Source organism: Tractidigestivibacter sp. (assembly GCF_057241865.1).
The window spans coordinates 1-4,896 of record NZ_DBHHPX010000074.1; the positions used below are offsets into that span (position 1 = coordinate 1).

Here is a 4,896-nt window from a genome sequence, read left to right on the forward strand (position 1 = left end):
TGTCGGCACGAAAGGGATCACGCATGCGCCGCTGCGCACCATAGGCGTGGTAGAATTGCGCTGCTGCAGCCGCCTTGGCTGTGGAGCGTGCGCTCTTAGCTCAGTTGGTAGAGCAGGGGACTTTTAATCCCAAGGTCGAGGGTTCGACCCCCTCAGGGCGCACCATGTAATCGCAGCTCAGGGTACTTGTTACCCTGAGCTTTCTCCTTACGCGCACACAGTTCAGAACACATGTACTCGTTTCTGCACACAATCTCTAACTCATCCGGTCCGTCTTTTGCGGTTCTGTAGTTGTCTTTCTGATATTTCCGATTGGTAGGTTAAGATGTGACAGGTACCTAAAAGAGCAGTTCTCGGAAGATCGCGGGGGAGTTTTCAACATAGGCGTCACACCATCCCTCTCATGTCTTTACCGACCCCCTAGCAGAACTTGACCCATTAAAAGTACTTTTGAATAGTCAGCCAGAGTGCGGATGCTTGCGCTTCCTTGGACTGCGGCAATGCGCCTTGGTGAGCATCAGATGGCGGAGGGCCCTTGCAGCCTTCGGCCGTCTCTCGTCAGCCTGCTTGACCCGGAAGAGATAGGCGTACCAGTTGAGATGCCCCTGGAGGCCCGAGGCCTTCATGCCCACGCAGCCCTCCACGAAGCGCCTCATCCAGGCGCACAGGCTGTTGACCATCTTCATGCCTTCAAGATAGCCCGGATCCTCGGTGTCGGCCTTGTATGCGACGCTGGCCCCCCTCGCCGCCCTGACGGGGGGGCCGTGGGCGCGCTCCCTGTCATGCATGGTCGTGGCCCCCTCGGCTGTGCGGCCCTCCAGCGCCCCCCTGACCCCCTTCCCGCTCGGCCTGCCGTGCCCGCACACGGCCGCAGCAGGGTTCCCGTGCACGCCGATCGCCACGGAGACGCATATGAGGTTGCGCGACAGCCCTACGCATCGCGTGGCATCCGGCGGCGTTCTTGAGGGTCGGGCCCTCGATGTGCATCTCGCCTGTCCAGCACTTGCCGCGCAACGCCACGCGCTGCTGGTAGCCGCCGGGCGTGGCCACCGCCCTGCGCCGCCACTCGAAGGCGGCCTGGTGGGAGATGCCGCATGCCTTTAGCAGCGGGGTCGAGCTGGGCGTCGTAGCACATGAGCCGGACGAATCGTGGCAGTTGTGCCCGTGGTGGCACCAGGGGCATCCGGGGGCGGGCCTCCAGGCGTCGGCCGCCTCGTCGAACGTGCCGATTCCGACCTCCTCACGGCACCTTCTCGCGGCGACAGCGGAGGCGAGTTCGGCGAACTGGGCAGCCGACAGCCCCTCCGCCATGGCGCCGCAGGGGTTCCCGCGGCGCGGCATGGTCACTCAACATGTCCGCCAGCGGGCCCGTCCGCCCAGGGTGTCGCCAAGCACGAAGGCGGATGGGCCCGCTGGCGGCTTCGTGTTTGGCGATGCGACCATACCATCAGGCGTGCCTGGCGGCCAGGCCGATCGGGCCGTCTCTATCCGCACTCGGGTTGACTATTCAAATTAGGAAAAGGCTCCTCGAAAGCGGTGCGATAACGGGCAAAAGGCTGAACTGCGAGAGCTTACATGAGTCGCAATTTGAGACGCTATTGAAATTAGGGGAAGCAAATGAAGGTTATGTTATCGATTAAACCGGAGTACGTGCAAAGGATCTTAAACGGTGAGAAGACCTTCGAGTTTCGTAAAAGGATATTTGCCCGCTCTGATGTGGACACGATTGTCATCTATGAGACGAGTCCTACTAGCAAGGTCGTTGCCGAGGCCCAGATTGGCAAGACGCTCGAGGCCTCTCCTCAGGAGGTATGGAACAGCACATATGGGTCAGACGGAATAGGGAAGAAGAGCTTTTTCAACTATTTCAGAGGATGTGAGAAGGCATACGCCATTGGCATCGGAAACGTGGTGAAATTTGACTCTCCCAAGCCGCTGAAGGAATATGGGGTACGCTGCGCGCCCCAGTCATACGTTTATATAAAGTCCTAGACAATCCAGCGTGCCTATGTTCGAAGGCCCCTCGATCCACTAGAGAGAAGAATCGCCAGAGGTCTCATCTTCTATGTTTGGCCGCGTCCGTTGTCGTTGTGCTGTGTGTCTTCAGACCGGCACGTGCCGCACGCACGCTCTCCCTCACGTCGGCGGCCGAGGGCGCTTGCTCGGAAACCTCGCTATAGACGCCTGTGACTCTTGCGGTGTCCTGGCGCACCTGGTGCGCTGTGGCGCTCATGCGCTCTATCGCGGCGTCCACCGAGGCGAGCTGCTCGGCTCCCTCTTGACGTGCGCGGGCGGAGGCGATGGCCACGAGTACCTCCGCCACTTCGTCATGCGCCCGTGAGGCCTCTTCCACGCGCGGCATCTGGGCGCCCGGCGCGAGTCTCAACGGCCCTTGCCCTGGTCGTGCGCCCGCCCGCCTATGGGAGTGCGCGTTGCACCGTGCGGTCTTCGCGGCGTCGATGATGGTCTCGAGCCTCACGCGCTCCGCCTCGCTCGCCCTCTCCGCGCCGTCGACCTGATGGCGCGCGAGCCTCACGAGGCCCTCGAGCTTCTCCTCGCATGTCTTCCCGTCCAGGTGCAGCGATGACACGGCTTCGGGCACAGTGGGCATGGCGAGGACGGCGTCCACATCATGCTCCAGGAGTGCCGCATTCTGCTCGAGCTCGTTGCGCTTGCGCCTCGTCGCGGGCAGCCATGCGCCGACAGGGAGGTCTCGTACCTCTACGCGCAAGCGCGCAGCCCCCTGTGCCTTTTCATAGGTCTCGCTCAGGCGCTTGAGGGTGGTCTGGCGCCCTCCATGTTCTCGGCGAGCTCCTCGGCCCTCATGCGCGCTTTCGCAGCGGCAGAGGCGAGCTCACGGCCATCGGAGATGCCCTCGAACCTCGCGGTGACGCCCTCTCTCGCGTAGGCGTCGCCCAGGCGGATCCCGCGCACGCGCAGATCGTGTCCCGAGCTTCTGGGGTGGTAGTAGGTGACCTCGCCGCCGCGCCCGACGCGCACGCGGTAGCCCATGCACGCCATGCGGTACGTGAAGTTCCCCCAGCTCGCGGACGTCTTGCAGCAGGCGTCGATGGCGTTGCGGATGTCCTGCTTCCAGGACTTGCCGCGCGCGGCGAGCCTCTGCTCGGCTGTGCTCTCGCGCGCCCACCTCTACCTGCGCTACGCCTGGTCCTGCTCCATCTTGTCGGGCATCGCCGTCATGCCGTGCTCCAAGCAGAGCTCCTGGAGGACGTGTGCCTGCCTCTGCGCCTCGCGGTCGGTGATGTGGACGCGCCTGCCCGTCGCGGGATAGACCGCGTTCACGACGACGTGCGCGTGCATGATGTGCCCCGCGTTGTCATCGTGCACGGAGACCACCGCCTGCGTGCCGGGCAGGCACTTGGCGATCCACTCGAGCTCGAGGTCGCGCAGCTCCTCCGCGCCCACATGGTCCGCCGGGTCAGGGGAGATTACGTAGTGGTAGTAGGTGCGGGCGTTCGCGCGCTTGGTGAGTTCCATCTGCTCGCGGGTGCGGTCCATCTCCTCTGCCCAGCCGTGCTCTCCCGAGTAGAGGAGAGCATCGGTCTTGCTGAAGGCGAGGCAGCGGCCGGATGGTCGTGTCCGCTCTCAAGGTAGCGTTCGATGCGCTTGCTGCGACGCTCGCGCTTCGGCTCCCAAGCAAGATAGTCGTCTAGGTCCTTCGCGGAGCCCCTGTGCCCGGAGGCGCCTCCGGTCTCCGCAAGCTCGACGGGCCTGGTGTGCCCTTGCCCTATGGCCTTGAGCATCGCCATGGCTACACCCGCGTCCTGTCGCTAAGCCCGTCTAGCGTCTCGAACGCCTCTGCGAGGGCGGCGCGGATCTGCTCGCGCCGCTCGCCTTCGATGCCGTCGCTTGCGGAGACGATGCAGTGCAGGGCCCCGTAGACGGGCCGCAGATTTGCTGCCGCGCCATGGCCGAGCGCACTTCTGCGGACATAATCGGAGACGATGGGCTCCCCGTCTCTGGTCAGAAGGCCGGCTCTTTTTGTCCGCTCGCAAATGGCATCCAGCTCATCTTGGGACACCCGTATCTCAAGACGCTTCGTTCTCGATGCCATGAGCTCTTCTCCTCTCGCCTGTTCGGGCTTCAACTCTCGTGACGTTTATGTTTTCCACGTGCACACGCGGCCAGGGTGCGGGGCAGAGCCTCGCGGATGGTCTCAGGGAGCTTTGCGACCTGAACCAGCCTTTGGGAGTACATGAAATGTACGTACAAAGGCGTCTCTTGCGATTTCTTTCCCACGTCCTCTCGAGGATGACACAACATCCGGGCCGTGGTGTTACAAAATGAAGCGTTCTGGCTGTTGTCACGTGCTGTCACAGGGTGTATTCCGCGTGACCTCGGATGTCCACTCGTGTCACCCATGCCCACTCGAGAGACCGATTTATCGCGGGGGGTGTCCCTATAGTTTTGTCAAGCCGTAGCAGGCGGCTTTTCTACAACGTCCGCCGGCGGCTCCACATATGGCACCCGGTCGCGCACCACTGCATGGATGACGCGCAGCCTCTTGCGTGCCACTGCCTTGAGCGCCTTGTTGTGCCTCATGCCCCTCGCGACGCAGGCATCGCAGTACCTCCCGAAGCGCCTCTTCGTCCCCACGAGGGAGTCGCAGCCGAATACGAGGAGGTCTTGAGCGCCTTGTTGCCTCCGCGGGCATCCCTCTGCGGCCTGATGGACGATCCCGAGCCGTGGTCCGCAGGCACGAGGCCGCAGCATGCGGCGAGCCTGCCGTCCCCGGGGGAGGGCGACATGCCGATCGGCGTGGCGAGCGCTGACGCCGCCTTGGGGCCCATGCCCGGGATGGCGGGCGGGCACCGGTGGGCCTCGTCGTCCCGGGGCGGGCGCCCAGGCCCTGCGGAGGGCCCCGCCCTCTCGGAG

General features: G+C 63.7%; 9 protein-coding genes and 1 tRNA gene. 2 read left to right on the forward strand and 8 right to left on the reverse strand.

The window, feature by feature from the left end; all coding sequences use genetic code 11:
• Nucleotides 1-89 precede the first annotated feature (89 nt).
• Nucleotides 90-165 (forward strand) — tRNA-Lys (locus tag ACO59D_RS12805).
• Nucleotides 166-458: 293 nt separating this feature from the next.
• On the opposite strand, the gene ACO59D_RS12810 is transcribed toward ACO59D_RS12805, so the two are convergent.
• Nucleotides 459-788 carry a hypothetical protein gene (locus tag ACO59D_RS12810; protein WP_485127317.1) on the reverse strand — a complete coding sequence of 110 codons (330 nt, stop codon included), beginning with the start codon at nt 786-788 and terminating at the stop codon, nt 459-461.
• Entirely contained in the window at nt 781-1,341 is a 561-nt protein-coding gene (locus ACO59D_RS12815; RefSeq protein ID WP_485127318.1) for a hypothetical protein, read from the reverse strand. The genes ACO59D_RS12810 and ACO59D_RS12815 overlap by 8 nt, the downstream gene beginning before the upstream one ends.
• A 276-nt stretch (nt 1,342-1,617) precedes the next feature.
• Between ACO59D_RS12815 and ACO59D_RS12820 the strand changes: the two genes are divergently transcribed.
• Nucleotides 1,618-1,992: an ASCH domain-containing protein gene (locus ACO59D_RS12820; RefSeq protein ID WP_485127319.1), complete on the forward strand. Its 375-nt coding sequence runs from the start codon at nt 1,618-1,620 to the stop codon at nt 1,990-1,992.
• A gap of 64 nt (nt 1,993-2,056) precedes the next feature.
• Here the strand turns inward: ACO59D_RS12820 and ACO59D_RS12825 are convergent, their stop codons facing one another.
• The 6 genes from ACO59D_RS12825 to ACO59D_RS12850 form a co-directional block, all read right to left on the reverse strand.
• Complete coding sequence (locus ACO59D_RS12825; protein WP_485127320.1) at nt 2,057-2,731, reverse strand: hypothetical protein; 675 nt, start codon at nt 2,729-2,731, stop codon at nt 2,057-2,059.
• Nucleotides 2,732-2,766: 35 nt separating this feature from the next.
• Complete coding sequence (locus tag ACO59D_RS12830; RefSeq protein ID WP_485127321.1) at nt 2,767-3,012, reverse strand: hypothetical protein; 246 nt, start codon at nt 3,010-3,012, stop codon at nt 2,767-2,769.
• Nucleotides 3,013-3,159: 147 nt separating this feature from the next.
• Nucleotides 3,160-3,519 carry a relaxase/mobilization nuclease domain-containing protein gene (locus ACO59D_RS12835; RefSeq protein ID WP_485127322.1) on the reverse strand — a complete coding sequence of 120 codons (360 nt, stop codon included), beginning with the start codon at nt 3,517-3,519 and terminating at the stop codon, nt 3,160-3,162.
• Nucleotides 3,520-3,772: 253 nt separating this feature from the next.
• Nucleotides 3,773-4,075 carry a plasmid mobilization protein gene (locus ACO59D_RS12840; protein WP_130811477.1) on the reverse strand — a complete coding sequence of 101 codons (303 nt, stop codon included), beginning with the start codon at nt 4,073-4,075 and terminating at the stop codon, nt 3,773-3,775.
• A gap of 356 nt (nt 4,076-4,431) precedes the next feature.
• On the reverse strand, nt 4,432-4,563 hold the full coding sequence (locus ACO59D_RS12845; protein WP_485127323.1) for a hypothetical protein: 132 nt from the start codon (nt 4,561-4,563) through the stop codon (nt 4,432-4,434).
• Nucleotides 4,560-4,811 (reverse strand): transposase, encoded by a 252-nt coding sequence (locus ACO59D_RS12850; protein WP_485127324.1) that lies wholly within the window; start codon nt 4,809-4,811, stop codon nt 4,560-4,562. The genes ACO59D_RS12845 and ACO59D_RS12850 overlap by 4 nt, the downstream gene beginning before the upstream one ends.
• Between the last annotated feature and the right edge of the window lie 85 nt (nt 4,812-4,896).

What these genes read in the sequence shown, in the direction of transcription:
- ACO59D_RS12810 (WP_485127317.1), bottom strand. Translation starts at nt 788, where the DNA reads ATGCATGACAGGGAGCGCGCCCACGGCCCCCCCGTCAGGGCGGCGAGG.
- ACO59D_RS12815 (WP_485127318.1), bottom strand. Translation starts at nt 1,341, where the DNA reads ATGCCGCGCCGCGGGAACCCCTGCGGCGCCATGGCGGAGGGGCTGTCG.
- ACO59D_RS12820 (WP_485127319.1), top strand. Translation starts at nt 1,618, where the DNA reads ATGAAGGTTATGTTATCGATTAAACCGGAGTACGTGCAAAGGATCTTA.
- ACO59D_RS12830 (WP_485127321.1), bottom strand. Translation starts at nt 3,012, where the DNA reads ATGGGCTACCGCGTGCGCGTCGGGCGCGGCGGCGAGGTCACCTACTAC.
- ACO59D_RS12835 (WP_485127322.1), bottom strand. Translation starts at nt 3,519, where the DNA reads ATGGACCGCACCCGCGAGCAGATGGAACTCACCAAGCGCGCGAACGCC.
- ACO59D_RS12840 (WP_130811477.1), bottom strand. Translation starts at nt 4,075, where the DNA reads ATGGCATCGAGAACGAAGCGTCTTGAGATACGGGTGTCCCAAGATGAG.
- ACO59D_RS12845 (WP_485127323.1), bottom strand. Translation starts at nt 4,563, where the DNA reads ATGAGGCACAACAAGGCGCTCAAGGCAGTGGCACGCAAGAGGCTGCGC.
- ACO59D_RS12850 (WP_485127324.1), bottom strand. Translation starts at nt 4,811, where the DNA reads ATGGGCCCCAAGGCGGCGTCAGCGCTCGCCACGCCGATCGGCATGTCG.